The sequence below is a fragment of the Rhodococcus sp. PvR044 genome, from assembly GCF_040548995.1.
In the GTDB taxonomy this organism is placed as follows: domain Bacteria; phylum Actinomycetota; class Actinomycetes; order Mycobacteriales; family Mycobacteriaceae; genus Rhodococcus_G; species Rhodococcus_G oryzae.
The window spans coordinates 242,227-268,858 of sequence record NZ_JBEPSX010000003.1 but is presented as its reverse complement, the minus strand read 5'-3'; the positions used below and the strand labels follow the sequence as shown (position 1 = coordinate 268,858).

Below are 26,632 nucleotides of genomic sequence, written 5' to 3'. Positions count from 1 at the left end.
AGCCGATATCGCGGGGTGTCGTTACCTCCGCAGACCGGCCCGGCCGGGGCTTTCGCCCCAGCCGGCGCGCCGGTGTCAGACGGCGTTGGACTGCGACCGCTGGGTGTCGAAGAAGTCGGCCCAGGACTCGACCTCGGGGTGCTGCTTGAGCAGGGCGCGGCGCTGACGCTCGGTCATGCCTCCCCACACACCGAACTCGACCCTGTTGTCGAGGGCGTCGGCGCCGCACTGCATGAGAACAGGGCAATGCCGACAAATCGTGGCGGCCTTGCGCTGCGCAGCGCCACGAACGAACAACTGGTCAGGATCAACTGCCCGGCATCTGGCCTGTGCGACCCAAGCGATACGGGCTTCGGCTTCCTCGACGTCCAACCGGTGGGCCGTGGTGATAACGGTCATTCTGGTGCCCCTCTGCAGTCCAAGCGTCGCCCTCGCAGACGCTCTGGAATTACGTATGACCCGCCGTATCACAGCGAGTCACACCACATTCCTCAACGAGTGTTATCTCTATCACACTCAGAAGACAACTTAGGCATTGAAGATCGTCTAGCGCAAGGTGCTGAGGCATTTTTTTGGTACGGACGTCCATCAAGTGCTGCATGCGGCCCACATCTGCAGGTCGCGGACGCTCGTCCACGTAGGCTGTCCCCCGTGCCGATCGCAAAAACTGTCGCGAAGCTCGCCGGATGCTCCGCTCTTGCCGGGGCTCTGCTCGCGGGCGTCATGTTTCCCCTGGCCGGCGGGTTCGGAATCCTCTCGAACCGGGCCGCCGATACCGTCGACAACGTCTCGGCCGAGCTGGTGCAGGGCGATGCCCCCACCGTCTCGACCATGGTCGACGCCGCGGGCAACCCCATCGCCTGGCTCTATGAGCAGCGCCGATTCGAGGTGCCAAGCGACAAGATCTCCAACAACATGAAGCTGGCGATCGTCTCCGTCGAGGACAAGCGGTTCGCCGATCACCAGGGCGTGGACTGGCAGGGCACGCTGCGCGCCTTCCTGACGAACACCACCAGCGGTCAGGTCCAGCAGGGCGCCTCCACGATCGACCAGCAGTATGTGAAGAACTACCAGCTGCTGGTCGTCGCCAAGACCGACGCGGAGCGCCGGGCCGCCATCGAGACCACCCCGGCCCGCAAGGTGCGCGAGATCCGGATGGCGTTGACCCTGGACAAGAAGCTGACGAAGGACGAGATCCTCACCCGGTACCTGAACCTGGTTCCGTTCGGCAACGCCTCGTTCGGCATCCAGGACGCGGCCCGCACCTACTTCGGGATCGACGCGAAGGATCTCGGGCTCACCCAGTCCGCGATGCTCGCGGGCATGGTGCAGTCCAGCTCCGCACTGAACCCGTACACCAACCCCGAGGGCGTGCTCGAGCGCCGAAACATCGTGCTCGACACCATGATCGCGAACATCCCCGACCGCGCCGACGAGATCCGGGCGGCCAAGGAGGAGCCGCTCGGCGTCCTGCCCGAACCGAACACCCTGCCCCGCGGCTGCATCGCCGCGGGCGACCGAGGCTTCTTCTGCGACTACGCGCTGCAGTACCTGGCCAACTCCGGGATCAGTCGCGAACAGGTCAACAAGGGCGGCTACCTGATCAAGACCACCCTCGACCCGGTCCTGCAGAACTCGACGCACAGCGCATTGACCGCCACCGCCAACCCCACGGTCGACGGCGTGGCCCAGGTGATGAACGTTGTGCAGCCGGGGCAGGATCAGCACCGGGTGCTGGCGATGAGCAGCAGCCGGACCTACGGCCTGAACGGTGAGATCAACGAGACCGTGCAGCCGCAGCCGTACTCACTTGTCGGCAGCGGCGCGGGTTCGGTGTTCAAGATCTTCACCACCGCCGCGGCGATGGAGAAGGGCCTCGGCACCAACGCAACCCTCCAGGTCCCCGGGCGCGCGGAGGTCAAGGGCATGGGCTACGGCGGCGCGAAGGGCTGCCCGGCCAACATGTACTGCGTCGAGAATGCCGGCAAGTACCCGGCCTCGATGTCCGTCACCGACGCCCTCGCCCAGTCCCCGAACACCGCGTTCGTCAAGCTGATCGAGCAGGTGGGCGTCGCCCCGACCGTCGACATGGCGGTGCGCCTCGGCATGCGCTCCTACGCGCAGCCGGGCACCTCCGGGCACGACAACCAGTCGATGGCGGACTTCCAGAAGGAGCAGAACCTCGGGTCGTTCACCCTCGGCCCCACCTGGATCAACCCGCTCGAGCTCTCGAATGTCGCCGCGACCCTCGCCTCGCACGGAAAATGGTGCCCGCCAACGCCGATCGACTCGATCTACGACCGCAACGGCAAGCCGGTGTCCATCACCCAGGAGGCCTGTGAGCAGGTCGTCGAGCCCGGTCTTGCCGATACCCTCGCCAACGCGATGAGCAAGGACGACAAGCCCGGTGGCACCTCGGCCGGCGCGGCAGGATCCGTCGGCTGGACGCTGCCGATGGCAGGCAAGACCGGCACCACCGAGTCGCACATGTCCTCGGCGTTCCTCGGCTTCACGAACAACCTGGCGGCCAGCGTCTATGTGTACGCGGATTCGCCGACCCCCCGCGAGATCTGCACCTCGCCGCTGCGACAGTGCGGCGACGGCAACGTGTTCGGCGGCAACGAACCCGCCAGGGCCTGGTATCTCGCGATGAAGCCGGTGGTCGACAAGTACGGTCCGATCTCGCTGCCGCCGATCGACCCGAAGTACCAGAAGGGATCGAAGAACGGTCAGGTGCCGGAGGTGACCGGGATGACCCAGTCGCAGGCGACCGGGGCGTTGCAGGCGGCCGGGTTCACCGTCAACGCCGTCACCACGTCCGGACCGCCGCCGCGCGGCGACGTGCTGAGCACCTCGCCCGCCGGCTCGGCGGTGCCCGGTTCGGCGATCACCATCTACGTCAGTGACGGCTCGGCGAAGGCCGCCGCTCCGCCCGCACCGGCGCCAGGACCCGCGGCGGCGGTACCGCCGCCGATCCAGATCCCCGGCCTGCCGCCGATCCAGCTCCCCCCGCTGCCGCGCTGAGGCGGCTGCGCCGCCCGTGAGTGCTTGTGGACCCCATAGGGGCCGGAAGCACTCACGAGCGCGCAGCGCCTAGAGCCGGTCCTTGACCGCCTTCGAGACGCGGGTGCCGTCGGCCTTGCCCGCCGCGAGCGCGGTGGCGGCCTTCATGACCTGACCCATCTGCCGCATCCCTGGCCGCTCACCGATCTCCTCCGCGACCTGCGCGATCGCGGTGTCCGCGACGTCGGCCAGCTCTGCGTCGGTGAGCGGGGTCGGGAGGTACTCGTCGATGATCTGCGCCTCGGCACGCTCGGTCGCGGCCAGCTCGCCGCGCCCCGCCTCGGTGTAGATCTCCGCGGACTCGCCGCGCTTCTTGGACTCCTTCGCCAGGACCTTGAGGACCTCGTCGTCGGTGAGCTCGCGGGCCTCCTTGCCGGAGACCTCCTCGGTCTGCACAGCGGCGAGCAGCATCCGCAGGGTCTGCAGGCGGAGGGCGTCCTTGGCCTTCATGGCGGCCGTCATGTCGGCCCGGAGCGTGGATTTGAGGGAGGAAGTCGAATCGGACATGGTGCCGAACGCTACGCGCTCCGCGCACTGACGCGCATGTCGATTGCGCGCGCTGCGTATCCTGAAATGGTGTTAGACGACTCACGCAACGTGCTCCGGGGAACAGCGGCCGGACTGGCGGGCGCCGCGGCGCTCGGAATCGGGTATGCCTCGCTGATCGAGCGGAACGCATTCACCCTGCGTGAGGTCACCATGCCGGTCCTCGAACCGGGGTCTTCGTCGCTGCGGGTGCTGCACATCAGCGACCTCCACATGATGCCGAATCAGAAGCTCAAACAGAACTGGCTGCGCGAGCTCGACCGGCTCGACCCCGACCTGGTGGTGAACACCGGCGACAACCTCTCGCACCAGCGTGCGGTGCCCGCGGTGGTGCAGTCGCTGAGCAACCTGCTCGGCCGCCCGGGGTTGTTCGTCTTCGGCAGCAACGACTACTTCGCCCCGAAGCCGAAGAACCCGTTCAAGTACTTCAAGAAGGAACACAAGCGCACCCACGGCGAGCCGTTGCCGTGGCAGGACCTGCGCGCGGCCTTCACCGAGCGCGGCTGGCTGGACGTCACGCACACCCGGCGCGAGCTGGAGGTCGCCGGCATCCGGATCGCCACCGCGGGCGTCGACGATCCGCACCTCAAGCGGGATCGCTACGACACCATCGCCGGGCCGCCGAACCCGATGGCCAACCTCAAGCTCGGCATCACCCATTCGCCGGAGCCCCGCGTGCTGGACCGGTTCGCGGAGGACGGTTACGACCTGGTGCTCGCCGGGCACACCCACGGCGGCCAGTTGTGCCTGCCGTTCTACGGTGCGCTGGTCACCAACTGCCAGATCGACCGCTCGCGGGTCAAGGGCCCGTCGAAGTGGGGAGCCCACACCCAGCTGCACGTGTCCGCGGGCATCGGCACCTCCCCGTACGCGCCTGCCCGTTTCTGCTGCCGCCCGGAGGCGACCCTGCTGACCCTGGTCGCGGCGCCGAACAAGGGCCCCAGTAAGGGCGTGCGACCAGGCGTTTCGTCTTCCGCGGCAGTCGTGCGCTAGACTTTCGCTCGCTGCCCGATGAGGCAGATGCAGGGCACGGGGTGTGGCGCAGCTTGGTAGCGCGCTTCGTTCGGGACGAAGAGGTCGTGGGTTCAAATCCCGCCACCCCGACAGTGCCAGAAGGACCCGATCCGCGACGCGGATCGGGTCCTTCTTCGTTACGGGAGGGCTCCGCCGGATCGTCCCGCGGTGCCGACGCCTGCGGTGGACATCAGGCCACCCGCACCTGACGCCGATAGCTCCCCGGCGCCAGCCCGTACGCGCGCTTGAAGGCCTTTGCGAAGGCGAACTCCGAGCCGTAGCCTGCCCGGGCGGCCACAGCGCTGAGCGGTGCGTCGGATTCGCGCAACACCCTGGCGGCGGTCGTCATGCGCCACCTGGTCAGGTACGCCATCGGCGGTTCCCCCACCAGGGCGGTGAACCGCCGGGCGAAGGCCGCGCGGGACAGTCCGGCTCGGTCGGCCAGCGACTCTACCGACCACGCGGCCGCGGGATCGTCGTGGATCGCCGCCAGCGCGGGCGCGACCGCCCTGTCGGCGAGCGCGGCGGCCCAACCCTCCGCGTCCGCGCCTGGCTGGGCCTCGAGCCAGGCCCGCAGGATGTACAGCAGCAGCGAGTCGATCAACGCGGGCACGATCCCGTCGGACCCGACGCGCGGGTTATCCAGCTCGGCGCCGAGGAGCTGGACCGCCGCGCTGAGCTCGGGGTGACGGCCGTGTCCGCTCGGCAGGTGCACCACCTCGGGCAGCTGCCGGACCAGTGGGTGCGGCCGCCGTTGGTCGAGGTGGTAATTCCCGCACAGCAGGCTGGTTCGGGGGCCGTCGCCGCCGACCGACACGGTGCCGATCGGCGACCCCGGTTGAAACTGCTCGGCCGTCTCCACCGCGGCCGGGGTGGACGGGTGGTCGGCGAGAATGTGGCCGCGGCCGTCCCGCAGGAAGATCACGTCACCGGGGCTCAGCGCGACCGGCTCCAGGTGCGGCGCGTCCTCGAGCGGGACGAGCCAGCAGGTGCCGTGCAGCACCACGTGGAAGCCCGCCCCCGCGACCGGCGGCAACCGCAGCCCCCACGGCGCGCGCCCGTCGGTGCGGACGGAGGACGGATGTCCGGTCCGCATCGACGCCAGCGCCTCGGTCAGGATGTCCAACGCCCTGCGCCTCCTTCGGTTACCCCGGCCGCAACGATACGGCCGCCCGGGTCAGACCACCCTCAGCACGATCTTGCCCCGCACCTGCCCCGACTCGAGCAGCTCGTGCGCCTTGCCCACCTCGGCGAGCGGGAACGTCTCCTCGATGTGCGGGCGGATCCGCCCGGCGTCGACGAGCTCGGCGATCGCCTCGAGTGCGGCGTAATCCGGTTCGACCGACACCCCGGCGAAGCGCCGTCCCGCCACCTCGACCTCCGCGGCGAGTTCCCGGTTCCCGTGCTCGAGGATGCTGACGAGGGTGCCTCCCGGGCGCAGCACGCTCAGCGAACGAGCACCCTGGGCAGTGGAGTCGAACACGACGTCGATGTCGCGGAGCACCTCGGTGAAGTCGGTGGCGTGGTAGTCGATCACCTCGTCGGCGCCGAGCCCGCGGACGAAGTCGTGCTTGGCGGCACTGGCCAACGCGATCACATGCGCCCCGCGGGATTTCGCGATCTGCACGGCCAGGTGGCCGACACCGCCCGCGGCCCGGTGGATGAGCACGCGGTCACCGGCATCCACCCGCGCCGCGTCGACCAACCCCTGCCACGCGGTGAGCGCGGCGAGCGGGAGGGCGGCCGCCTGCACGTGATCGAGCGAGGCCGGCTTGCGGGCCACCTGTCGGGACGGCGCGGCGACGTACTCCGCATAGCCGGTCGCGGCGCGCGGGAAGAACGGCATCCCGAAGACCTCGTCTCCGACCGCGAACCGGGCCCCCGGCCCTGCCTCCTCGACCACCCCGGAGATGTCCCAGCCGACGCCGAAACTCGGCTCCCCCAGCAGTTTGAGGGCGCCCGATCGGACGGCCACGTCCACCGGGTTCACCGCGCTCGCGTGGACCCGGATGAGCACCTCGCCACCGAGCGGCGTGGGTCGTTCGGTCTCGGCGATCTCGAGCACCTCGGGACCACCGAAGGACTTCTGGATGACAGCAAACATGCGAACTCTCCTTTGTCGTTTTCGTTGTTGCCGTCGACATTAGGGAGATTCAACGAGCCGGAGAATATCTATATTGCTCAGAAATATGTCCGATCGTCTCGCCCGCGAGCACCTTCGGCGGCCGGACGGCCTCGGCCCCGCAGCCCCGGTCACTCGCCCGCGCGCACCGCGTAATCCGCCAGCGCCGGCTCGACGAGGTCGAAGGCCCGCCGCCCCGATTCACCGACACGCTCGGCGATCTCGTCATTGCCGAGACCGTCGAGCGTGAACCGCACGACGTCCCCGAAGAGCACCCGGTGGACGCCGCCGAGCACGGCTGCGGCCGCGCGTGCGGTGATGTCACCCGGCTCCGCGCCGGTCTCGATCGCCAGGACCGCGGCGAGCGATTCCTCGCGCTGCTCGTTCAACTCACGCAGCCGCGAGGTCAGGGTGGGGCTGTCGGCGATCATCCGGGCGAAGGGCATCCCCGAGAAGCCGATGACGGGATCCTGGCGCTGCACGTCGGCCGCGAAGGCCCGGCGCAACGCCGCCAGCGCGCACTCCCCCGGCTCCCGCTCAGCCACCGTCCTCGCGAGCCCGGACGTGAACGCCTCGTGATGATCGAGGGCCAGATCCTCCTTGCGTGGGAAGTAGTTGGTGACGGTCTTCTTAGCCACCCGCGCCGCGGACGCGATGTCCGCGATGGTCGTCTCCTCGAATCCCCGCTCGAGGAACAACTCGGTCGCCCGGTCCGAGATCTCCTGCCGGGTCTCCTGCTTCTTCAGTTCGCGCAACCCCATGCCATCTGCCATGAGTGCAGCCTCCCATAGGTTCGACGTCTTTTTACATCCGACGTAAGAATTCCTTGACCCTAGGTGCGTCGAATGTATAATTACGTCCGTCATAAGTTTCTCGCCGCGCCACAACCTCGCCCATCCCGCTCGAAGGAGACACCCATGCAGGTCACCGCTTCCACCATTTCGCTCACCGTCGACGACGTCGCCGCGTCGAGCGCGTTCTTCGTCACCCACCTCGGATACCGCGAGCAGGCCGCGACGGACGGTTTCGCCTCGCTGAACCGGCCCGACGCGGCGGTCGACATCGTCCTGCTCCAGCGTGGGATCGAGGTGCTGCCCGAGGGGTTCCGCGACCGTCACGCGGACGGCCTCATCCTCGCGTTCACCGTCGACGATCTCGCCACACAAGAGGCACGGATCAAGTCGGAGGGCGTCGAGATCACGATGGAGCTGCGGGAAGAGCCCTGGGGCGAGAAGTTGTTCCAGGTGACCGACCCCAACGGCATCGTCGTCCAGTTCGTCGAATGGGCCGACCAGGACGCGCCCGAGGACGCCTCGGCGCTCGCCTGAGGCCCATCCGGTACGCCCCGACGTCGGGGCGCGCCGGAGGGCTCGAGGACCATCGCCTGTTCGCTCGTCTTCCCCGTGGTCCAGGCCGATTCCGCACCGCTGCCTTGCGGCACCGTTGCGGTGCGCGCGTCCACGCGGAGTCCCGCAGTAATCGCCGCGCCTGCCCTAACGCGATGTGCTGTAATAGCGAGGTTTGGGGGATTCCGGAGGGGGAATTATGTCCGATCCATTGCAGGTTGACCCTGCCGATCTCGATGCGTTTCCATCGACGGTGAATGATCTCACCGACCAGAACGAGTCCGCCCGCGACTTTCGGGGCGAATGGCTGAGCCTGTCCAGCACGAGTGGTCGCCTCTTCTTCGCGGTCACCCAGGCATTTCAGAAGAAGCGGTGCAGGCTCGGCGCCAACTGAGCGGAACCCGAGTCGCCCAGTGCTCGCCAAACAGAAAGTAGCCCTGGACATCTGGACCGAACTCCGGTCCACGCTCCGGCCGGGGCCGCAGGCGTTGGGGAGCCCCTTTCGTCAGCCGGTTCATCTGCTCTCAGCGGACCAGCGCCTCGAAGACCTCGTAGACCATCCAGGCCGGCCAGAACAGCCCCTGAACGATCGCGAGGACATACTCCCAGAACGTGTCCGCCTGCTGCCAGAACCACACCAGGGCTCCGAAGATACCCAGGGCGTAGATCGCGCCACCCCCGGCGGCGCCGGTTTTACTGTCGCTCATGATGATGCCTCCCCGTCGACGAGTCCCGATCTGCCCTCAGTGTCATCACCGTCGGTCGCCGCCGCCAGGGCCATTGGTCACCTCGCGGCCGCCCACCCTCCCGGCACCACCCGGTCCCGCAAGGCGCTCAGAGCTTGTAGCCGATCGTGCGGAGCAATGCCCGGCGGTCGGCGACGTCGGCACTCGTCTCCACCCCGACCGGTGGGCGTCCGTCGATCACGCCAGCGATGCCCCGGCCGAGCTCCGTCTCGGCCACGATGATCTCGACGGGGTTCGCTGTGGCGCAGAAGATGCCGCATACCTCCGGTACCTGTTTCAGCGCGTTGAGGATGTTCACCGGATATCCGTCCTCCACGAACACGAAGAACGAGTGGCCCGCGCCGACCGCGATCGCGTTGCGCGTGGCCAGCTCGACGAGGCGATCGTCGTTGCCCGAGCAGCGCACGAGGCAAGGTCCGGAGGCCTCGCAGAACGCCACACCGAACCGGAGGTGGGGGCTCACTCCAGCCAGTGCCTCGTGCAGGTCCTCGACGGTCTTGATGAAGTGGGACTGCCCGACGACCACGTTCATGTTGTCGGGCTTGTCGACCGCCACGATGTGCAACTCCACGATCACCTCCTGGGGTGACTGCGATTCGGCAGGCCAGCGTCGACAAACAGTCTGCCCCGCTCCGGCGAGGTCCACAACAACGTGATTCGAACGCGATCAGCAGCGGCGCCAGGACATCGCCCGGATCAGGCGGCCCGGGACTCCTTGCCGCCCGCAAGCGCCACCGAATACGATTGACGCACGTCACAGGTGCCCTGTTCGAGGCGCCGTCGCGGTCCGGTCGGCACCGAGGTCCGGCGTTCTCGGACAGCGGGGAGCAACGCGCGACCGCACGCCATGCGGAGCCGGCCCCGACGGACGGAGAGCGTGATGACTGAGGTGAGCGACGACCTCGGCGTGCTGCGATCGGCGATCGGCGGCCCGGTGTTCGGCCCCGACGACACCGGATACGACGAGGCCAGATCGATCTGGAACGGCGACATCGATCGCCGTCCGCTCTGCATCGCGCGATGTGTGTCCCCCGATGACGTCGGTTCCACGCTGGGCTTCGCCCGGGATCGGGAACTCGAGGTCTCGGTCCGGGGCGGCGGGCACGCCTACAGCGGCACCTCCGTCAGCGAGGGCGGCCTGATGATCGACCTCAGCGCGATGAACGGCACCTCGGTGGAACCCGAAACCGGGATGGCGCGGATCGGGGGCGGCGCCACGATGGCGGATCTGGACGCCGCGACCCAGGCACACGGGCTGGCCGTGACCGGCGGGGTGATCAGCCACACCGGGGTCGGCGGACTCACCCTCGGCGGCGGCATGGGCTGGCTGACCCAGCTCGCGGGGCTGTCCATCGACAACCTGGCATCGGCCGAGGTGGTGCTCGCGGACGGCAGCGTCGTCCGAGCCTCCGACGACGAGCATCCGGATCTGTTCTGGGCGCTGCGGGGCGGCGGCGGGAACTTCGGCGTGGTCACCGAGTTCGAGTACCGCCTCCACCCGGTCGGCCCCGAGGTGAACCTCGGACTGTTCTTCTGGTCGCTCGACGACGGCGCCGCCGCGCTGCACGTGTGCGAGGAGTTCATCCCGACCCTGCCGGCGAGGGCCGGCTGCCTGATCGCGGCCGGGATGTGCGCGCCGCCGGAACCCTTTGTGCCCGAGCAGTTCCGGGGCATGCCCGGCCACGCGCTCATCGTCGCCGGGTACTCGTCGACGGCGGAACACGCGTCCACGGTTGCCCCGATCAGGGACGCCCTGGCACCGCTGTTCGAGTTCGTCACCCCGATCCCCTACACCGGACTGCAGCGGATGTTCGACGGCACTGCGCCCTGGGGCATCCTCGGCTACGAGAAGGCGCTCGACCTCGATGCACTCACGGACGAGGTGATCGCCGTGATCGTCGAGCAGGTGCCGCGGAAGAGTTCTCCGCTCTCGTTCATGCCGATCTTCCGTCTGGACGGGGCCTTCACGGCCGTCGGCGAGGACGACACGGCGTTCGGCGGCGCCCGCACCCCGCACTACGTGTGCAACATCAGCGGAATGTCCGACACCCCCGAAGTGCTCGCCGAGGACCGGGCCTGGACCCGCTCGATCTGGGAGGCGCTCCGACCGCTCTCGTCGAACCAGGGCAGCTATGTCAACTTCATGGCGGAACCGGACGAGGACCGGGTCCGGGCCGCATACGGGCCCGGCAAGTACGACCGGCTTGCCGCGGTCAAGGCACAGTACGACCCCGGCAACACCTTCCACCTCAACGCCAACATCAGGCCGGCCTGAGCCACGGGCTAGTCGTGCGGACGGGTCGCGACGATCGCCCGCACGGCGTCGGGTAGCCGATCCCGGCGACTCTTCGGCGGCCGGGCGCCCGCCTGGAGGTAGCGCCCGGCGAAGCTGTACGGCAGGTCGACCAGGGCCAGCACCACCAGGTCCGTCTCCCGCTTGCCTGCCCGCCCGAACACCGCGCGCGCCAGCTCCGCGATCAGGCCACCGGTCTGCTCGTCGGACCGTCCGACCTCCGCGATCAGCTCGTCGCCCAGGTTCAGGTGCAGCACGTCCTCGCGGCGGAGCCGATCCAACAACAGCATGTCGCCCGGCTCGGCGACGCAGTGGTCGTAGAGCGCGAGGGCCAGCTCCACCACCACCTCGACCGGCTCCCCGGCGGGGTCGAACCCGGCGGGCCTGACCTGCTGGGTGCGTCGCACGGCTCGCAGCCAGGTCCGCGCGAGCAGTTCGTTGATCGAGGCGAAGCGGTGATAGATCGACCCGGTCGGCGCGCCCGCCCGCGCGGCGATCAAGGCGATCGTCGCGGACCGCGGACCGCGCTCGAGGATCACCTCGCGCGCGGCGTCGAGCAGTGCGTCGGTGGAGAACGTGGTGCGGGCCATTCGCCGAGTATCGCAGAACCCCGCGGCTGGACAGCCACACGCTCTAGAAGATAGTTTCTAGAAATGACATTCTCGAACACCCCAGACGACCTGCCCACCCTGAGCCGCGACGGCGACGTCTTCGTGCTGAACCTGGGCTCGGGCGAGAACCGCTTCAACCCCGACTGGCTCGACGCGGTCGACGCGCACCTCGACACCGTCGAGGCCGCCGAGGGACCGAGGGCCCTCGTCACCACCGCCGCGGGCAAGATCTGGAGCAACGGCCTCGACCTGCCGTGGCTGATGGCCAACGCCGACCAGATCCCGGCGTTCGGCGCGCGGGTCGAGGCACTGTTCGCCCGCGTGCTCGTCCTGGGGTTACCGACGGTCGCGGCGCTGCAGGGACATGCCTTCGGCGCGGGCGCCATGCTGGCGCTCGCCCATGACCAGCGGGTCATGCGCGCCGACCGCGGGTTCTTCTGCTTCCCCGAGGTCGACATCCAGATCCCCTTCTCGGTGGGGATGTCCGACCTGATCGCCGCCAAGCTCCCCGTCCGCGCCGCGCACGACGCCATGACGACCGGCAGGCGCTACGGCGGGGCCGAGTCCACCGCCGAGGGCATCGTCGACGAAGCGGTCGACGAGCAGTCCGTCCTGCCCGCCGCGATGGACCGCGCCAGGGCCCTCGCACCCAAGGCCGGCGAGACCCTGGGCACGATCAAGCAACGCCGGTACCGCGCGGCGCTCGCGGAGCTTCGGAACCCCGCCTAGGCCCGCTACTCCTCGCCGAGGTCGCCGTACTCGGGCTCGCCCGAACGCTCGTAGGAGCTGATGACCACACCCCTACCCGTAACCCGCGACTGCGCCAACGCGAAGGCGGTCGGCAGCGAGTCGGTCGGGAACAGCCGCTTTCCGGTGCCGAGCAGGACCGGGAAGGACAGCAGGTGCAGCGTGTCGACCAGGCCCTCCCGCAGCAGCCACTGCACGAGTGCCCCGCTGCCGTGGACCTGGAGCTCACGCCCGTCCTGCGCCTTGAGGTCCGCGACTGCCCGGCGCGTGTCGCCGGTGATCAAGCGACTGTTCTGCCAGTCGGCCGCGGCGAGGGTGGTCGAGGCGACGTGCTTCGGCAGCCGGTTGAGCCGGCCGGCGATCGGGTCGGCCGGGTCGTCGTGGTTCGGCCAGTACGACGCGAAGATCTCGTATGTCTTCCTGCCGAGCAGAAACGCGTCCGCCTGGTCGAACACCTCGATCATGAACCCCCCGAAGTCCTCGTCTCCGTACGGCGCCGACCATCCGCCGTGGACGAACCCGTCGCTGGGGTCCTCCTCGGGACCGCCCGGCGCCTGGTAGACGCCGTCGAGGGTGACGAAGGTGGTGACAGTCAGTTTCATCGTCGTACTCCTGTGTGCTCGGTGTCGCGGGTGTCATAGGTTCTGACTCCCGGACGGACCGAAACTCATCGGCGCTACCGAAACGTCCCGAGCAGCCGGTCACGCTCCCGCTCGGCGGTGTCCCTGATCTCCTCGACCACGGCCGCCACCTCCCGCCTGCGCAGCGCCTCCGACCGGGCCACCAGCCAATAGGTCAGTTTCGTCGAGACCAACTCCGGCAGCAGCCGCACCAGGTCCGGGTGACGGTCGGCCATGAAGCAGGGCAGCAGCCCGATCCCCGCCGCGGCCCTGGTTGCCTCCACGTGCACGAAGACGTTCGTGGAGCTCACCGACTCCCGCATCTCGGGAGCGATGCTCCGCGCGACATCCAGGTCGTCGACCTGCAGCATCGAATCGACGAAGTACACCAGAGAGTGATCGGCCAGTTCCGCGATCGCGTGCGGGGTGCCCCGCTCGCGCAGATAGTCCCGGGAGGCGTACAGCCCCAGCACGTAGTCCGCCAGCGGCAGGGCCTCGGCCCGGTGCACCTGCGGCCGTCCGACCACGATCTCCACGTCCATGCCGGACCGCTGCCTGGACGCCCGGCGGGTGGTCGCCACGATCTCCACCGCGAGGTCCGGGTGGCGCCTGCGCACCCGCGCGGCGGCGGGGGCGGCGATGTACGCGCTGAACCCGTCCGTCGCGGACACCCGCACGACCCCTTTGAGCCTGCCCTGCCCGGAGGAATCGGAGGCGAGCGCGTCGACGACCGTCTCGACGCTCTCCGCGGCGGCCAGCGCCTGCCTGCCGAGGTCCGTCAGCTCCCAGCCACCCGCCGCCCGCACCAGCAGCCGTCCGCCCAGGCTCTTCTCCAGCGCCGCGATGCGGCGGGAGATGGTCGTGTGGTTGACACCGAGATCCTCTGCGGCCGAGGTGAAGCGCCCGGTCCGGCCGACGGCGAGCAGCACCAGGAGGTCGTCGGCGCTCGGACGACCCAGAGAATGCCGCTCCACGGAATCCACCACATCTGCATTCTTGCAGATCCAGAGTGCGATTTTCCTCATTGTGGGCCGCATCGCGTGCACCAATACTCATCGCAGGACGCCGAATGTGGACTGCATCACAGGGCGAATCGATTGTCGGGCCGAGCACATGAGGAGTCAGCGATGAGTACCGAACAACTGTCACGGGCGGGCGGGGGCGACCCGGCCCCGGCCCCGGACACCGCACCGTCCGGGCTGAAAAAGGTCGTCGGTGCGTCGATGGCGGGCACCGTCGTGGAGTGGTACGAGTTCTTCCTCTACGGCACCGCCGCCACGTTGGTCTTCTCCAAGGTCTTCTTCCCCGCGGGCGGTAACGAGCTCGACGCGATCATCGCCGCGTTCGTCACCTACGCGGTCGGCTTCGCGGCCCGGCCCATCGGCGGCATCGTCTTCGGACACTTCGGCGACAAGTTCGGACGCAAGAAGCTGCTGCAGTTCAGCCTGCTGCTCGTCGGCGCGGCCACCTTCCTCATGGGCTGCATCCCCACCTTCGGGCAGATCGGCTACTGGGCGCCCGCGATCCTGGTGGCGCTGCGCTTCATTCAGGGCTTCGCCGTCGGCGGCGAATGGGGCGGGGCGGTGCTGCTCGTCGCCGAGCACAGCCCCAACCGCAGTCGCGGGTTCTGGGCCAGCTGGCCGCAGGCGGGCGTCCCGGCAGGCAACCTGCTCGCCACCATCGTGCTCCTGGTCCTGACGAGCACGCTCTCCGACGCGGCCTTCCTCAGCTGGGGCTGGCGCGTGGCGTTCTGGCTGTCCGCCCTGATCGTGTTGGTGGGCTATTACATTCGCACCAAGGTCAGCGACGCACCGATCTTCCTCGAGGCACAGAAGCTGGTCGAGAAGAACAAGGCCGCCTCGTACGGCGTGTTCGAGGTGCTGCGCCGCTACCCGCGCGGCGTGCTCACCGCGATGGGCCTGCGGTTCGCGGAGAACATCATGTACTACCTGGTTGTGACCTTCTCGATCACCTATCTCAAGGTGGTCGTGCACGCTGACACCAGCAAGATCCTGTGGATGATGCTCATCGCGCACGGCGTGCACTTCGTCGCGGTTCCGCTGTGCGGCCGGCTGTCCGACACCCTCGGCCGCCGCCCCACCTACCTGATCGGCGCCGTCCTGGCGGGCACCTGGGGCTTCTTCGCCTTCCCGATGATGGACAGCGCGCACAACACGGTCGTCTTGGCTGCCATCGTGATCGGGCTGATCATCCACGCCTTCATGTATGCCGGCCAGCCGGCGATCATGGCGGAGATGTTCCCCACCCGGATGCGCTACTCCGGTGTCTCGCTCGGCTACCAGGTCACCTCCATCGTGGCGGGCTCGCTTGCGCCGATCATCGCGGCCAGCCTGCTCAGCCGCTTCGACTCGTCCGTGCCGATCGCCTTCTACCTGCTCGGCGCCTCGGTCGTGACCATCATCGCGGTCGCCTTCGCCCGTGAGACCAAGGGCATCTCGCTCGAGTCCGTCGACGCCGCGGACGCGAGGACCCTCGCCGAGGAGAACGCGGCGGACGCACCGCTCGTCGCCGGCCAGAGCGCGGCGGTGGCCCGATGACCGCGCAGAGCCTCGCCGGGCGCTCGGCCCTGATCACCGGCGGCGCGAGCGGGATCGGCGCGGCCACAGCCAGGGCACTCGCGGCCAGGGGCGCCCGGGTCGTGATCGCCGATGTCGACGACATCGCGGCCAAGACGCTCGCGGACGAACTCGACGGCCGGGCCTGGGCCGTCGACCTGCTCGACACCGAGGCGCTCGCCGGGCTCACGCTCGAAACGGACATCCTGGTGAACAACGCGGGCGTGCAGAGCATCAGCCCCATCGAGGATTTCCCGCCCGCGGAATTCCGCAGGCTGTTGACGCTGATGGTGGAGGCACCGTTCCTGCTGATCCGGGCGGCCCTTCCACACATGTATGCCAACGGATTCGGTCGGATCATCAACGTCTCCTCGGTGCACGGGCTGCGCGCCTCCGAGTTCAAGTCCGCGTATGTCACCGCGAAACACGGCCTCGAGGGACTGTCCAAGGTGACCGCGCTCGAGGGTGGCCGACACGGGGTGACCAGCAACTGCGTGAACCCGGGATACGTGCGAACCCCCCTGGTGGAGAAGCAGATCGCCGACCAGGCCGCCGTGCACGGCATCCCGGAGGAGGAAGTGCTCGCACGGGTGATGCTCACCGAGAGCGCGATCAAGAGGCTGGTCGAACCCGCCGAGGTCGCCTCGCTGGTGGCGTGGCTGGCGGGCGACGAGGCCGGCATGGCGACGGGCGCCTCGTACACGATGGACGGCGGGTGGAGCGCGCGATGATGGACAAGACCGTACGCTCGGCCGCCGAGGCCGTCGCGGACATCACCGACGGCTCCAGCCTTGCGGTGGGCGGGTTCGGGCTCTGCGGCATCCCCTCGACGCTCATCCAGGCGGTACTCGACGGCGGCGCATCGGATCTCGAGGTCGTCAGCAACAACTGTGGCGTCGACGACTGGGGTCTGGGATTGCTCCTCGGCGCGGGCCGGATCCGGAAGATGGTCTCCTCCTATGTCGGGGAGAACAAGGAGTTCGAGCGTCAGTTCCTCTCCGGCGAACTGGAACTGGAGCTGACCCCGCAGGGCACGTTGGCGGAGAAGCTCCGGGCCGGCGGCTCGGGCATCGCCGCGTTCTACACCCAGAGCGGGGTCGGCACCCAGGTCGCCGAGGGCGGACTGCCGCGACGGTACGACGGCGCGGGCGGCGTCGCGGTGGCCTCGCCCGCCAAGCCGGTGCAGTCCTTCGGCGGCCGCGACTACGTGCTCGAGGAGGCGATCAGCACCGACTTCGCCCTCGTCCACGCCGCGCGGGGCGACCGTCACGGCAATCTGGTGTTCGATCTGTCGGCCCGCAACTTCTCGCCGCTGGCGGCCATGGCAGGCCGGATCACCGTCGCCCAGGTCGAGGAACTGGTGGAGCCGGGCGAACTCGATCCCGACGCCGTGCATCTGCCCGGGGTGTACGTGCACCGCGTTCTCGAGGTCGGCCACGGCATCACCAAGCGGATCGAAAAGCGCACCGTCAGAACGACTACCGAGAGCGAGCGATGAGCATGGCCGGCGGCAACACCATGGCGGGCGCCCGCACCCGCGAGGAGATGGCGGCACGGGCCGCGCAGGAACTCCGGGACGGCTGGTACGTGAACCTGGGGATCGGTCTGCCCACACTGGTGCCGAACTTCGTGCCCCCGGACTGCTCGGTGGTGTTGCAGTCGGAGAACGGAATCCTCGGCGTCGGCCCGTATCCGACTGAGCCCGAGATGGATCCGGATCTCATCAACGCGGGCAAGGAGACGGTGACGGTGCTGCCGGGCGCGTCGTTCTTCGACTCCGCGCTCAGCTTCGGGATGATCAGGGGCGGCAAGATCGACGCGGCGATCCTCGGCGGCATGCAGGTCTCGGCGACCGGAGACCTGGCGAACTGGATGATCCCCGGAAAGATGGTGAAGGGGCCCGGCGGGGCGATGGACCTCGTGCACGGCGCCGGCCGGGTGATCGTGCTGATGGAGCACTGCGCCAGGGACGGCGCACCGAAGATCGTCGAGCGCTGTTCGCTGCCGCTGACCGGTCGGGCGGTGGTGCACCGCATCATCACCGATCTGGCCGTCATCGACGTCACCACCGCCGGCCTGGTCCTGCGTGAGGTGGCGCCGGGTGTCGAGCCGGCGCAGGTGCTGGCGTGCACCGAACCGGAGCTGATCGTCGACCTGCCGCTGGCGGCCGCTCGAGCCTGAGCGGTCCCCACTCGGCCTCCGATGAACGTGTTGCATTTTTGGCGCCGAGCCGCAAGTCGAAAACGCCGGATTTCCTTGGCTAGATGGCCTCAGAGACCAGTTCGAGACAGTTTTCCAGGCATTACCCGCGGCTTCCGGCACAACTTGTTACCCGACCGTAACTTGCAGTGCCTGTAGTCAAAACTGCAACGAGTTCCCGATTGCGGTGGCACAGTGTGGGCAATTTCATCCAACCGATGCTCGACACCTCTCCCGCGAGTCGGGCGCAAGGAGTGTTATGTCCAAGTCCACAGTGCGGCAATGCGCCGTACCGGTCACGTCCGTGGCGTTGGCCGCGGGTCTGCTCTTGATCGGCAGCCCCGCGTCCGCGGCACCCACGACCACCTCGTTCAAGAATGCCTGCCAGGCCAGCGCGGTCCTCACCGTGCACAAGGTGGCCGACACGTCGATGACCGTCGACGCACCGGCCTCCGTGACGGCGGGTGAGACGTTCACCTACCGCATCCAGCCCGGCGGCGGTTCGTACCCCAACAGCGACTCGGGTGCCACGACCACCAACATCTCGCGGCTCAAGGTCGATTACGAGATCCCCGCGAACACGACCTTTGTCAGCGCCGCGGTAGTGGCGGGCACCGGTGTGAACCTCGACGGCGTGGCCCCGTCGGTGGCGCGCATCAACGACGCGGGCAGCCCTGACGGCGGCGGTAATCTCCTGCGGCTCTCGGGTAACAACGAGGTCATCGGAAACAGCCCCTCGTCGAGCACCAACAGCCAGGGCGGCATCCGCGCACCGAAGCTCAAGAAGAATCTCGACGGCAGTAACAACGCCAACGGGGACAGCTGGTTCCGGCTTCCCGCCATCGACGTGACCGTCGTCGCCGGCAGCGGCGGTGTCATCACGCCGAAGGTTCGCACAGCCGGCAGCGCCGGTACCTACAACGCGAACGAGAACTACTACACCTTCCTGCCTCTCGCCAGCTTCTTCGGCAACCAGTGGGCACCCACCCGCTGCACCCCGCGTGACGCCCAGGGTTCGGCACTCAACGCGGGCGCCGGGCCGCTGGCCACGATCAACGTGGGCGCTGCCGCGGCCGACACCACCACCACCCTGAACGTCCCGGCCACCGCCAAGACCGGCACCGCCGTCGACCTCACCGCCACCGTCGCCCCCGCAGGCGCCACCGGCACCGTCCAGTTCAAGGACGGCGCCAACAACATCGGCAACGCCGTCCCGGTCAACAACGGCACCGCCACGCTCAACCACACCTTCGCCGCGGACGGTGCGCACGCCATCACCGCCGTCTACAGCGGCGATGCCGCCAACAAGCCGTCCACCTCGGCTGCGGCGACCGTGACCGTCAGCACCGACCCGGTCATCGTCGACACCACCACCACACTGAACGTCCCCGCCACCGCCAAGACCGGCACCGCCGTCGATCTCACCGCCACCGTCGCCCCCGCGGGCGCCACCGGCACCGTCCAGTTCAAGGACGGCGCCGACAACATCGGCAACGCCGTCCCCGTGAACAACGGCACCGCCACGCTCAACCACACCTTCACCACCACCGGAAACCATTCCATCACCGCTGTTTACAGCGGTGACGCCGGCAACAAACCGTCCACCTCTGCGGCATCGAACGTCGACGTCTCGGTCAACGCCGTCGACACCACCACCACGCTGAACGTCCCCGGCACCGCCAAGACCGGCACCGCCGTCGACCTCACCGCCACAGTCGCCCCCGCACCCAGCGGCGGCACGGTCCAGTTCAAGGACGGAGCCGAAAACATCGGCGGACCGGTCACCCTCAACGGTGCCACCGCCACCCTGAACCACACCTTCACCACCGACGGAGCGCACCCGGTGACCGCCGTCTACAGCGGCGCCGACGGCTTCAACACCAGCACCAGCACGGCCTCCACCGTCGACGTCTCCACCGACCCCGTCATCGTCGACACCGTCACCACGCTCAACGTCCCAGGCGAGGCGAAAACCGGTGACTCGGTGGACCTCTGGGCCCTGGTGAAGGACAACGGGGGTAACAACGCGGCCGGCGGCACCGTACAGTTCAAGGACGGTGCCGCCAACATCGGCGGCCCGATCGGGCTCGTCGACGGTGGCGCGAAGCTGAGCCACACGTTCACCACGACCGGAGCACACTCGATCTCCGCCGTCTACAGCGGCGCGGAGAACTTCAACGGCTCCACCGGACAGGCACAGACCGTCACGGTCACCGACCCGGCGCCCGTCGAGGTCGCGACGGTGACGACGCTGACCGCTCCCGGCACCGCAACCAAGGGCTCGCCTGTGGACCTGACGGCGGCCGTGAAGACCGAGTCCGGCGACGCGGTGACCTCGGGCACCGTGACGTTCATGGACGGCAACACCGCGATCGGTGAGGCGGTCGACGTGGTCAACGGACAGGCCACACTGTCCTACAAGTTCACCCAGACCGGTGACCGTCAGATCAAGGCCGTCTACAGCGGCGCAACCGGATTCAAGGAGTCGACGTCCAGCGCGTCGACCGTGAAGGTCTCCGGCGGCGGTAGCCCGGGCGGCACCGGATCGCTCGGCTCGCTCGGCAGCATCTTCGGTTCCTAACACCATCGACGACGAACGCCCCCACCGGCCAGGTGGGGGCGTTCGTCGTCCGGTCGAGGTTTCACGTGAATCACCGTGTCCCGCCGGGCGGCCACCGGGGCCGGCGAATTCTCCCTGAGCGCAACCCTCTCGCGGGCCCGCGCAATGACCTATGTTGGCCGGATGACCATGGCTCCCCCACGGCTGAGCAGATCGACCGTCACCGGCTACTCGCTCGGCTCGGTCGGCACCGGAGGCTTCGCCACACTGCCCGGGCTGGTACTCGCCTACTACCTCACCGACACGCTCGGGGTCGCCGCCGCGGCGGCCTCGATGGTGGTGTTCGTACCCAAGGCACTCGACGTGCTGATCAACCCGTACATCGGGTCTCGCAGCGATGCCGACGCGGCCCGCACCGGGACCCGCCGCCGCTTCCTGTTCCTCGGCGCACTGACCCTGCCGGTGTTCTTCGCGCTCACCTTCGCGGTGCCCGCCGGCACCTCCACTCTCGTCGGCTGCCTCTGGGTGACCACGGCCTTCATCCTCGCCGCGATCGCCTTCGGGCTGTTCCAGGTCCCGTACATCGCGCTCCCCGCCGAGCTGACCGAGGACTATCACGAGCGGTCCCGGTTGATGTCCTGGCGCGTCGCGGTGCTCGCCGTCGCGATCCTGCTGTTCGGCGCGGGCGGCCCGGAACTGCGCGAACTCGGCGGCGGGGGCAGGACGGGATACCTGCTGATGGCCGTGATCGCCGGGGTGACCCTCGGGCTCGGCATGCTCGCCGCCTGGCGGATCGCGCCGCGCAGCGCGGGCGTCGGTCACGCACCCGTCGAGGCGTCGTCGGGCCACGGGCTGGCCGACAGCCTCGCCGCGGTGCGCTCGAGCGGCCCGTTCCGATTCCTGCTCGGCACGTTCGCGCTCCAGGCCCTTGCCATCGGCAGCATGCTCGGCGCCGCCCAGTACGCGGCCACCTACGTGCTCGACTCCGAGCGTGCGGTGTCGATCCTGTTCGCCGCCCTGGTCGCACCGGCACTGGCGGTGATGCCGATGTGGATCCGGCTGGTGCGGGCGTGGGGCAAGCAACGCGCGTACTTCCTGGCATCGGGCCTGTTCCTGGCGGCCTCCGTCGCGATGCTCGGTCTGATCGCCGCCCCCGGGCCGTGGGTGTATGCGGTGGTGGCGGTGGCGGGGATCGGTTACGCCGGCATGCAGATGCTGCCGATGTCGATGTTGCCGGACGTGATCAGCGACCACCAGAACACCGCCGCCGGATCCGTGCGGGCCGGCGCCTTCAGCGGGGTGTGGACCGCCGCGGAGACCCTGGGCCTGGCGCTCGGCCCCGCCGTGGTGCTGGCCATCCTCGCCGTGACGGGGTTCGTCTCCTCCACCTCCGATCACCCCGTCGCGCAGTCCGACGGCGCGATCACCGGCATCGTGATCGCCCTCGCCGCCGTACCCGCGGTGCTCGTGGCCGCGAGCATGGTGGCACTGCGCGGATACCGACTGGCAGCCGAAGAACTGAACAGGAGCAGCAAGTGATCTTCGAACGCAGCACCGCCGAGGTGCTCGCCCAGCTCGACGAGCTGAGGAAGACGGACGCTCCTACCGAGGGCGGGCACCTGCTGTCCTACGTGTACGACCCCGGGGTCGCGGAACTGCACGAGGTGGCGGCAGAAGCGGCCCGAAAGGCCCAGCCGCTCAACGGACTCGACCCCACCACGTTCCCCTCCGTCGCGGCGCTCGAGCGCGACCTCATCGCGACGGCCCGCGACGTGCTGGCCGCGGGCGTACCCGACGTCGTCGGCAGCGTCACCAGCGGCGGCACCGAGAGCTGCATCCTCGCGGTCAAGTCCGCCCGCGACACCTGGCGCGCGAGCACCGGCAGCGAGGTGCGGCCGACCCTGGTGATCGGATCCACCGCACACGCCGCGTTCATCAAGGCGGCGCACTACCTGGACCTGCGGTTGCGGGTGTTGCCGGTGGACCCCGACACCTGCAGGCTGCGTGCCGAGGACGTGGCGGCCGCGCTGGACGAGACCGTCGCGCTGGTGGTCGCGTCGACACCGTCCTATCCGCACGGCGCCCTTGACCCCGTCGCGGAGATCGCGGAAGTCTGTGCGGCCCAAGGCGTCGCCGTGCACGTCGACGGCTGCATCGGGGCATGGGTGCTGCCGTGGTGGCCGGGCGCCGAGGACCGCCCCGCCTGGGACCTGCGGGTGCCTGGCGTCGCGAGCATCTCGGTGGACCTGCACAAGTACGGCTACGCCCCGAAGGGCGTGTCGGTGCTGCTCTACCGGGACCGCGACCGGCACCGGCGTCAGTGGTTCGCGACCAGTGCCTGGCCCGGCTACGCCGTCGTCAATCCCACCATCCTCGGCTCCCGGACGGTGATGCCGATCGCCGCGGGCTGGGCGGTGTCGCAGACGCTCGGGCGCAGCGGGTTCGCCGAGCTGACCGGGCAGATCGCTCGGGCGGCCGAACAGGTACACAAGGCGATCGACGGCATCGAGGGGCTCCTGGTCGTCGGCGACCCGATCGGCCCGCTGCTCGCAGTGGCCGCCGACCCCGACGTCGCCGCCGACCGCAGCGTGGATCCGCACCGCTGGGCTGACGCCGCGAAGGCCCTGGGCTGGACGCTGCAGCCGCAGCCGGGGCGGACGCAGTCGGACGGCACCACGCTGCCGCGCACCACCCACCTGACCCTCACACCGGTCACCGAGCGGGTCAGCATCGAGCTGTGCGACGCGCTGGCCGAGGCGGCGGATGCGGTACGCGGGGTGCCGGGCGCGCAGGCACCCGCCGACGTGGTCGCGGCCGCCGGGCAGATCCGGCCCGAGGACCTCACCAGCGACAATTGCGCCGCCGTCCTCGCCCTCGTGGGGCTGGAGCCCGGCGGCGGGCTGGACGGCCCACTGGCCGAAGTGCTGGCGCTGATCGAGGCACTGCCCGAACCGGTGGCGGAGCGACTGCTGATCGAGTTCCTCGCGCGGTTCATGGAGTAGGCGCCAGCGGCGCCTGTGCGCGCTTGACGAGGGTCAGGACTCGTCAAGCGCGCACGGGCTCACGCTCCCTGCGCCTGCCACATCCAGTGCAGCTGCTCGAGCCGCGCGGTAATGGCGATGAGCAGATCCTGGGTGACCGGGTCGGCCTTCTCGGTGAGCTCGATGCGGGCGCGGAGGCGCTCGATGACCGCGGCCAGGTTCGCCACGATCGCGTCGATCACGTCGGTGTCCTTCGTCCAGCCCGCGCCGAAGCCCTTCGTCCCCGCGTCCGCGGCGACCGTGGCGGAGCGACCGTCGGGGCTGACCCCGACCGCGGTCGCACGCTCGGCGGCCTGATCGGTGAAATCACGTGCGGCGGCAACCAGTTCGTCCAGTGAGGGGTGCACCGACAGGAAGCTCCGACCGATGACGTTCCAGTGCGCCTGCTTGGCGATGAGACCGAGGTCGATCAGGTCCACGACGGTGCCCTGCAGGGCCTCCCCCGCGATCTGCTGCTGTCCGGCGTCGAGGGTGCTGACAATGGGGCTGGTGGTCATGATTCGCTCCTGCGGTTTCGTATGCGGTCGGTTTCGTAGTGAGGGCGATGTCGCCATCCGCCCTCACCCAGTTCAACGACGCTCGACCACAATGGTTCCCGGATGTGGCGAAGGGCACTCCCCCCGCGCTAGTGGAACTGGGCCGTTTCCCCACCAGCGGCGGCCTGACACCGCGGGCAGCTCCCCCAGAACACGACCTCGGCCTCGTCGATCACGAATCCGTGGGTGTCCGAGGGCTGCAGACAGGGGGCGTGGCCGACGACGCAGTCGGAGTCGAACACCGCGCCACAGCCGCGGCAGACCAGGTGGTGATGATTGTCCCCGGTTCGGACCTCGAACCGGGCGGGCGAACCGGCCGGTTCGAATCGGCGGAGTATCCCGGCGGCCACGCAGGCCTTCAGCACGTCGTACACGGCCTGGGTTGACACCGAGCCGAGCTCCCGACGCGCCTCGGTGGCGAGCCGATCGACGTCCGAATGAGGACGCGCAGCAACAGCATTCAACACAGCGACTCGTGGAGCGGTCACACGGAGCCCCGCCGCGCGCAATTGCGCCCGGGGGTCGAGGTAACCGCCTCCGTGCCCCATGACCCCAGTATGCGCCGGTCCTGGACCACATCAAAGAAGCGATGACGGACCTCGGGCCGACGCCGGCCACGCGCCGCAGACACGATGAAGGGCCGCCCGAGAAGATCGGGCGGCCCTTCGGGTCGACGTCCCACAGGCGCCTCTCGGCGAGTGGTCGCTCGTGGCGACTAAAGGGGTGAGGCCCGGGGCATGTCCGGACGTCGACGAGGGGTTCAACGGGCGCCGGCCCGAGTTTGTTCCCGGAGGACGGTGCCGGCCGGTGTCGAGCCGGTGACCTCGACGTATGTCCCCTGATACGCGTCCGCCCGGACCGGGAGCCCCGGTCCGGGCGGATGGTCGCGCTCGGTGTCAGCTCAGCGCTTTGATCGCCTTCGCGACGCCCTCGCCGTAGGCCGGGTCACAGGCGGTGCAGTTGTCGATGTGCCGCTGCACGACCTGGTCCGAGGCGCCGTTGATGGCGCGCGCGGTGTTGTCGAACAGCACCTGCTTCTGCTCGTCGCTCATGTTGTTGAACAACACGCGCGGCTGCGAGAAGTAGTTGTCGTCGTCCTCGCGGTAGTCGAAGTGATCCGCGACCGCCCCGATAGCCTGCGCCGGGTTCCGGTACTGCGGCTGCTCCTGCCACTTGCCGTAGCTGTTGGGCTCGTAGTGCAGCGATCCGCCCTGGTTACCGTCGACCCGCATGGCGCCGTCCCGGTGGAAGTTGTGCACCGGGCTCCTGGGCGCGTTGACCGGGATCTGGAAGTTGTTCACTCCCAGCCGGTATCGCTGCGCGTCACCGTAGGAGAACAACCGGCCCTGCAGCATCCGGTCCGGAGAGAAGCTGATCCCTGGCACCACGTGCGCGGGGTTGAACGCGGCCTGCTCGACCTCGGCGAAGTAGTTGTCGGGGTTGCGGTTGAGCTCCCACTCGCCGACCTCGATCAGCGGGTAGTCGCCCTTCGGCCAGACCTTGGTGAGGTCGAACGGGTGGTAGGGCACCTTCGCCGCGTCCGCCTCCGGCATGATCTGCACACACAGCTTCCACTTGGGGAAGTCGCCCGCCTCGATGGCGTCGAAGAGATCGCGCTGATGGCTCTCGCGGTCGTTGCCCACCAGCTCGGCGGCCTCCGCGTCGGTGAGGTTCTTGATGCCCTGCTGGACGCGGTGGTGGAACTTCACCCAGAAGCGCTCACCCTCGGCGTTGATGAAACTGAACGTGTGCGAGCCGAAGCCGTGCATGTGCCGGTACGAGGCCGGGATGCCGCGGTCGCTCATCACGATCGTCACCTGGTGCAGCGACTCCGGCAGATTCGTCCAGAAGTCCCAATTGTTGTTGGGGCTGCGCAGGTTCGTGCGGGGATCGCGCTTGACCGCGTGGTTGAGGTCCGGGAACTTCAGCGGATCGCGGAAGAAGAAGACCGGGGTGTTGTTGCCGACGAGGTCCCAGTTCCCCTCCTCGGTGTAGAACTTGACGGCAAATCCCCTGATGTCGCGCTCGGCATCGGCCGCGCCGCGCTCGCCCGCCACCGTGGAGAACCGAGCGAACAGCTCCGTCTTCTTGCCGACCTCGGAGAAGATCTTCGCGCTCGTGTACTTGGTGATGTCATTGGTCACGGTGAAGGTGCCGTATGCGCCGGAGCCCTTGGCGTGCATGCGCCGCTCCGGGATGACCTCGCGGTCGAAGTGGGCGAGCTTCTCGAGGAACCAGACGTCCTGCAGCAGCTGCGGCCCGCGCGGGCCTGCAGTGGCGACGTTCTGGTTGTCGGGCACCGGTGCGCCGAACGCGGTGGTCAGCTTCTCGTCGGCACCCTTGGTGTGTCGAGGATCATTGCCATTGCTCATCTAGTGGATCCCTTCCTTACTCGCCGCGCCTCGCGGTATCAGCACGCACTCGGCTGTGGACCTCGGTCAGAATTTCCAATCCGGGCGGGGGCGACCCACCGCGACGTGGGCTGCGCGGCGTTGAGGCTGTGACTCGGTCACCCCTTCCCACTTATACATCTTTCCCCGAACGAGGCAAGAAAGGGCGAAAGGGGCGAATTCCGATGACGCCGTTCGATAGGACCCGGGCAATGGCGGCGC

At 68.8% G+C, this 26,632-nt stretch carries 26 protein-coding genes and 1 tRNA gene; 14 read left to right on the top strand and 13 right to left on the bottom strand.

What is annotated here, in order from left to right; all coding sequences use genetic code 11:
* Nucleotides 1-75 precede the first annotated feature (75 nt).
* Entirely contained in the window at nucleotides 76-399 is a 324-nt protein-coding gene (locus ABIC28_RS09820) for a WhiB family transcriptional regulator (protein WP_077043079.1), read from the bottom strand.
* A gap of 252 nt (nucleotides 400-651) precedes the next feature.
* Here ABIC28_RS09820 and ABIC28_RS09815 point away from each other — a divergent pair, with 252 nt between their 5' ends.
* On the top strand, nucleotides 652-3,024 hold the full coding sequence (locus ABIC28_RS09815; RefSeq protein WP_269589529.1) for a penicillin-binding protein: 2,373 nt from the start codon (nucleotides 652-654) through the stop codon (nucleotides 3,022-3,024).
* Nucleotides 3,025-3,093: 69 nt separating this feature from the next.
* Here the strand turns inward: ABIC28_RS09815 and ABIC28_RS09810 are convergent, their stop codons facing one another.
* Complete coding sequence (locus tag ABIC28_RS09810) at nucleotides 3,094-3,570, bottom strand: GatB/YqeY domain-containing protein (protein ID WP_097212994.1); 477 nt, start codon at nucleotides 3,568-3,570, stop codon at nucleotides 3,094-3,096.
* Nucleotides 3,571-3,639: 69 nt separating this feature from the next.
* Between ABIC28_RS09810 and ABIC28_RS09805 the strand changes: the two genes are divergently transcribed.
* Complete coding sequence (locus ABIC28_RS09805; protein WP_354578616.1) at nucleotides 3,640-4,602, top strand: metallophosphoesterase; 963 nt, start codon at nucleotides 3,640-3,642, stop codon at nucleotides 4,600-4,602.
* Nucleotides 4,603-4,639: 37 nt separating this feature from the next.
* Nucleotides 4,640-4,713: transfer RNA gene (locus ABIC28_RS09800), tRNA-Pro, on the top strand.
* A gap of 100 nt (nucleotides 4,714-4,813) precedes the next feature.
* On the opposite strand, the gene ABIC28_RS09795 is transcribed toward ABIC28_RS09800, so the two are convergent.
* From ABIC28_RS09795 to ABIC28_RS09785, 3 genes are all read right to left on the bottom strand, one after another.
* The gene (locus ABIC28_RS09795) at nucleotides 4,814-5,749 is read right to left on the bottom strand and encodes an AraC family transcriptional regulator (RefSeq protein ID WP_097212996.1); all 936 of its coding nucleotides are present in this window, start codon (nucleotides 5,747-5,749) and stop codon (nucleotides 4,814-4,816) included.
* 51 nt (nucleotides 5,750-5,800) lie between these two features.
* The gene (locus tag ABIC28_RS09790; RefSeq protein WP_097212997.1) at nucleotides 5,801-6,727 is read right to left on the bottom strand and encodes an NADP-dependent oxidoreductase; all 927 of its coding nucleotides are present in this window, start codon (nucleotides 6,725-6,727) and stop codon (nucleotides 5,801-5,803) included.
* Between the two features lie 149 nt (nucleotides 6,728-6,876).
* Nucleotides 6,877-7,518 (bottom strand): TetR/AcrR family transcriptional regulator, encoded by a 642-nt coding sequence (locus ABIC28_RS09785; protein WP_209927819.1) that lies wholly within the window; start codon nucleotides 7,516-7,518, stop codon nucleotides 6,877-6,879.
* 144 nt (nucleotides 7,519-7,662) lie between these two features.
* Between ABIC28_RS09785 and ABIC28_RS09780 the strand changes: the two genes are divergently transcribed.
* Both ABIC28_RS09780 and ABIC28_RS09775 read left to right on the top strand, forming a co-directional pair.
* On the top strand, nucleotides 7,663-8,073 hold the full coding sequence (locus ABIC28_RS09780) for a VOC family protein (protein ID WP_097213000.1): 411 nt from the start codon (nucleotides 7,663-7,665) through the stop codon (nucleotides 8,071-8,073).
* 217 nt (nucleotides 8,074-8,290) lie between these two features.
* Nucleotides 8,291-8,485, top strand: coding sequence for a hypothetical protein (locus ABIC28_RS09775; RefSeq protein WP_143548491.1), 195 nt, complete (start codon nucleotides 8,291-8,293; stop codon nucleotides 8,483-8,485).
* Nucleotides 8,486-8,615: 130 nt separating this feature from the next.
* On the opposite strand, the gene ABIC28_RS09770 is transcribed toward ABIC28_RS09775, so the two are convergent.
* Together ABIC28_RS09770 and ABIC28_RS09765 are read right to left on the bottom strand one after the other, a co-directional pair.
* A complete protein-coding gene (locus ABIC28_RS09770; protein ID WP_097213001.1) occupies nucleotides 8,616-8,798 on the bottom strand; it encodes a hypothetical protein in 183 nt (60 codons plus the stop codon).
* A gap of 127 nt (nucleotides 8,799-8,925) precedes the next feature.
* A complete protein-coding gene (locus ABIC28_RS09765; protein WP_209927823.1) occupies nucleotides 8,926-9,408 on the bottom strand; it encodes an adenosine-specific kinase in 483 nt (160 codons plus the stop codon).
* Between the two features lie 309 nt (nucleotides 9,409-9,717).
* On the opposite strand from ABIC28_RS09765, the gene ABIC28_RS09760 reads away from it, so the two are divergent.
* Nucleotides 9,718-11,112 (top strand): FAD-binding oxidoreductase, encoded by a 1,395-nt coding sequence (locus tag ABIC28_RS09760; protein WP_354578611.1) that lies wholly within the window; start codon nucleotides 9,718-9,720, stop codon nucleotides 11,110-11,112.
* 8 nt (nucleotides 11,113-11,120) lie between these two features.
* Here ABIC28_RS09760 and ABIC28_RS09755 read toward each other — a convergent pair whose 3' ends face one another.
* On the bottom strand, nucleotides 11,121-11,720 hold the full coding sequence (locus ABIC28_RS09755; protein WP_354578609.1) for a TetR/AcrR family transcriptional regulator: 600 nt from the start codon (nucleotides 11,718-11,720) through the stop codon (nucleotides 11,121-11,123).
* A 90-nt stretch (nucleotides 11,721-11,810) separates the two neighbouring features.
* Here ABIC28_RS09755 and ABIC28_RS09750 point away from each other — a divergent pair, with 90 nt between their 5' ends.
* Complete coding sequence (locus ABIC28_RS09750) at nucleotides 11,811-12,470, top strand: enoyl-CoA hydratase-related protein (RefSeq protein ID WP_097213131.1); 660 nt, start codon at nucleotides 11,811-11,813, stop codon at nucleotides 12,468-12,470.
* Between the two features lie 5 nt (nucleotides 12,471-12,475).
* Here ABIC28_RS09750 and ABIC28_RS09745 read toward each other — a convergent pair whose 3' ends face one another.
* Both ABIC28_RS09745 and ABIC28_RS09740 read right to left on the bottom strand, forming a co-directional pair.
* The gene (locus ABIC28_RS09745; RefSeq protein ID WP_097213006.1) at nucleotides 12,476-13,090 is read right to left on the bottom strand and encodes a dihydrofolate reductase family protein; all 615 of its coding nucleotides are present in this window, start codon (nucleotides 13,088-13,090) and stop codon (nucleotides 12,476-12,478) included.
* 74 nt (nucleotides 13,091-13,164) lie between these two features.
* Nucleotides 13,165-14,067: a LysR family transcriptional regulator gene (locus ABIC28_RS09740; RefSeq protein WP_245221877.1), complete on the bottom strand. Its 903-nt coding sequence runs from the start codon at nucleotides 14,065-14,067 to the stop codon at nucleotides 13,165-13,167.
* 168 nt (nucleotides 14,068-14,235) lie between these two features.
* On the opposite strand from ABIC28_RS09740, the gene ABIC28_RS09735 reads away from it, so the two are divergent.
* From ABIC28_RS09735 to ABIC28_RS09705, 7 genes are all read left to right on the top strand, one after another.
* Nucleotides 14,236-15,666 carry an MFS transporter gene (locus ABIC28_RS09735; protein WP_097213008.1) on the top strand — a complete coding sequence of 477 codons (1,431 nt, stop codon included), beginning with the start codon at nucleotides 14,236-14,238 and terminating at the stop codon, nucleotides 15,664-15,666.
* Nucleotides 15,663-16,415 (top strand): 3-hydroxybutyrate dehydrogenase, encoded by a 753-nt coding sequence (locus ABIC28_RS09730; RefSeq protein ID WP_097213009.1) that lies wholly within the window; start codon nucleotides 15,663-15,665, stop codon nucleotides 16,413-16,415. Before ABIC28_RS09735 ends, ABIC28_RS09730 begins: the two co-directional genes overlap by 4 nt.
* Nucleotides 16,415-17,182 carry a CoA transferase subunit A gene (locus ABIC28_RS09725; protein ID WP_269589535.1) on the top strand — a complete coding sequence of 256 codons (768 nt, stop codon included), beginning with the start codon at nucleotides 16,415-16,417 and terminating at the stop codon, nucleotides 17,180-17,182. The genes ABIC28_RS09730 and ABIC28_RS09725 overlap by 1 nt, the downstream gene beginning before the upstream one ends.
* A gap of 2 nt (nucleotides 17,183-17,184) precedes the next feature.
* Complete coding sequence (locus tag ABIC28_RS09720; protein ID WP_245221879.1) at nucleotides 17,185-17,865, top strand: CoA transferase subunit B; 681 nt, start codon at nucleotides 17,185-17,187, stop codon at nucleotides 17,863-17,865.
* 277 nt (nucleotides 17,866-18,142) lie between these two features.
* Nucleotides 18,143-20,464: an Ig-like domain-containing protein gene (locus ABIC28_RS09715; protein WP_097213010.1), complete on the top strand. Its 2,322-nt coding sequence runs from the start codon at nucleotides 18,143-18,145 to the stop codon at nucleotides 20,462-20,464.
* Nucleotides 20,465-20,626: 162 nt separating this feature from the next.
* Nucleotides 20,627-21,982 carry an MFS transporter gene (locus tag ABIC28_RS09710; protein WP_097213011.1) on the top strand — a complete coding sequence of 452 codons (1,356 nt, stop codon included), beginning with the start codon at nucleotides 20,627-20,629 and terminating at the stop codon, nucleotides 21,980-21,982.
* Nucleotides 21,979-23,445 (top strand): pyridoxal phosphate-dependent decarboxylase family protein, encoded by a 1,467-nt coding sequence (locus tag ABIC28_RS09705; protein ID WP_354578605.1) that lies wholly within the window; start codon nucleotides 21,979-21,981, stop codon nucleotides 23,443-23,445. The genes ABIC28_RS09710 and ABIC28_RS09705 overlap by 4 nt, the downstream gene beginning before the upstream one ends.
* A gap of 59 nt (nucleotides 23,446-23,504) precedes the next feature.
* Here the strand turns inward: ABIC28_RS09705 and ABIC28_RS09700 are convergent, their stop codons facing one another.
* The 3 genes from ABIC28_RS09700 to ABIC28_RS09690 form a co-directional block, all read right to left on the bottom strand.
* On the bottom strand, nucleotides 23,505-23,981 hold the full coding sequence (locus tag ABIC28_RS09700) for a Dps family protein (RefSeq protein WP_097213014.1): 477 nt from the start codon (nucleotides 23,979-23,981) through the stop codon (nucleotides 23,505-23,507).
* A 128-nt stretch (nucleotides 23,982-24,109) separates the two neighbouring features.
* Complete coding sequence (locus ABIC28_RS09695; protein ID WP_097213015.1) at nucleotides 24,110-24,568, bottom strand: Fur family transcriptional regulator; 459 nt, start codon at nucleotides 24,566-24,568, stop codon at nucleotides 24,110-24,112.
* Between the two features lie 348 nt (nucleotides 24,569-24,916).
* Nucleotides 24,917-26,392, bottom strand: coding sequence for a catalase (locus tag ABIC28_RS09690; RefSeq protein ID WP_097213017.1), 1,476 nt, complete (start codon nucleotides 26,390-26,392; stop codon nucleotides 24,917-24,919).
* Nucleotides 26,393-26,632 lie beyond the last annotated feature (240 nt).

Bases quoted from the DNA above. Each gene is read 5' to 3' on its own strand.
- ABIC28_RS09820 (WP_077043079.1), bottom strand. From the start codon at position 399: ATGACCGTTATCACCACGGCCCACCGGTTGGACGTCGAGGAAGCCGAA.
- ABIC28_RS09810 (WP_097212994.1), bottom strand. From the start codon at position 3,570: ATGTCCGATTCGACTTCCTCCCTCAAATCCACGCTCCGGGCCGACATG.
- ABIC28_RS09790 (WP_097212997.1), bottom strand. From the start codon at position 6,727: ATGTTTGCTGTCATCCAGAAGTCCTTCGGTGGTCCCGAGGTGCTCGAG.
- ABIC28_RS09785 (WP_209927819.1), bottom strand. From the start codon at position 7,518: ATGGCAGATGGCATGGGGTTGCGCGAACTGAAGAAGCAGGAGACCCGG.
- ABIC28_RS09780 (WP_097213000.1), top strand. From the start codon at position 7,663: ATGCAGGTCACCGCTTCCACCATTTCGCTCACCGTCGACGACGTCGCC.
- ABIC28_RS09775 (WP_143548491.1), top strand. From the start codon at position 8,291: ATGTCCGATCCATTGCAGGTTGACCCTGCCGATCTCGATGCGTTTCCA.
- ABIC28_RS09770 (WP_097213001.1), bottom strand. From the start codon at position 8,798: ATGAGCGACAGTAAAACCGGCGCCGCCGGGGGTGGCGCGATCTACGCC.
- ABIC28_RS09760 (WP_354578611.1), top strand. From the start codon at position 9,718: ATGACTGAGGTGAGCGACGACCTCGGCGTGCTGCGATCGGCGATCGGC.
- ABIC28_RS09755 (WP_354578609.1), bottom strand. From the start codon at position 11,720: ATGGCCCGCACCACGTTCTCCACCGACGCACTGCTCGACGCCGCGCGC.
- ABIC28_RS09745 (WP_097213006.1), bottom strand. From the start codon at position 13,090: ATGAAACTGACTGTCACCACCTTCGTCACCCTCGACGGCGTCTACCAG.
- ABIC28_RS09735 (WP_097213008.1), top strand. From the start codon at position 14,236: ATGAGTACCGAACAACTGTCACGGGCGGGCGGGGGCGACCCGGCCCCG.
- ABIC28_RS09730 (WP_097213009.1), top strand. From the start codon at position 15,663: ATGACCGCGCAGAGCCTCGCCGGGCGCTCGGCCCTGATCACCGGCGGC.
- ABIC28_RS09725 (WP_269589535.1), top strand. From the start codon at position 16,415: ATGGACAAGACCGTACGCTCGGCCGCCGAGGCCGTCGCGGACATCACC.
- ABIC28_RS09720 (WP_245221879.1), top strand. From the start codon at position 17,185: ATGGCCGGCGGCAACACCATGGCGGGCGCCCGCACCCGCGAGGAGATG.
- ABIC28_RS09715 (WP_097213010.1), top strand. From the start codon at position 18,143: ATGTCCAAGTCCACAGTGCGGCAATGCGCCGTACCGGTCACGTCCGTG.
- ABIC28_RS09710 (WP_097213011.1), top strand. From the start codon at position 20,627: ATGACCATGGCTCCCCCACGGCTGAGCAGATCGACCGTCACCGGCTAC.
- ABIC28_RS09700 (WP_097213014.1), bottom strand. From the start codon at position 23,981: ATGACCACCAGCCCCATTGTCAGCACCCTCGACGCCGGACAGCAGCAG.
- ABIC28_RS09695 (WP_097213015.1), bottom strand. From the start codon at position 24,568: ATGGGGCACGGAGGCGGTTACCTCGACCCCCGGGCGCAATTGCGCGCG.
- ABIC28_RS09690 (WP_097213017.1), bottom strand. From the start codon at position 26,392: ATGAGCAATGGCAATGATCCTCGACACACCAAGGGTGCCGACGAGAAG.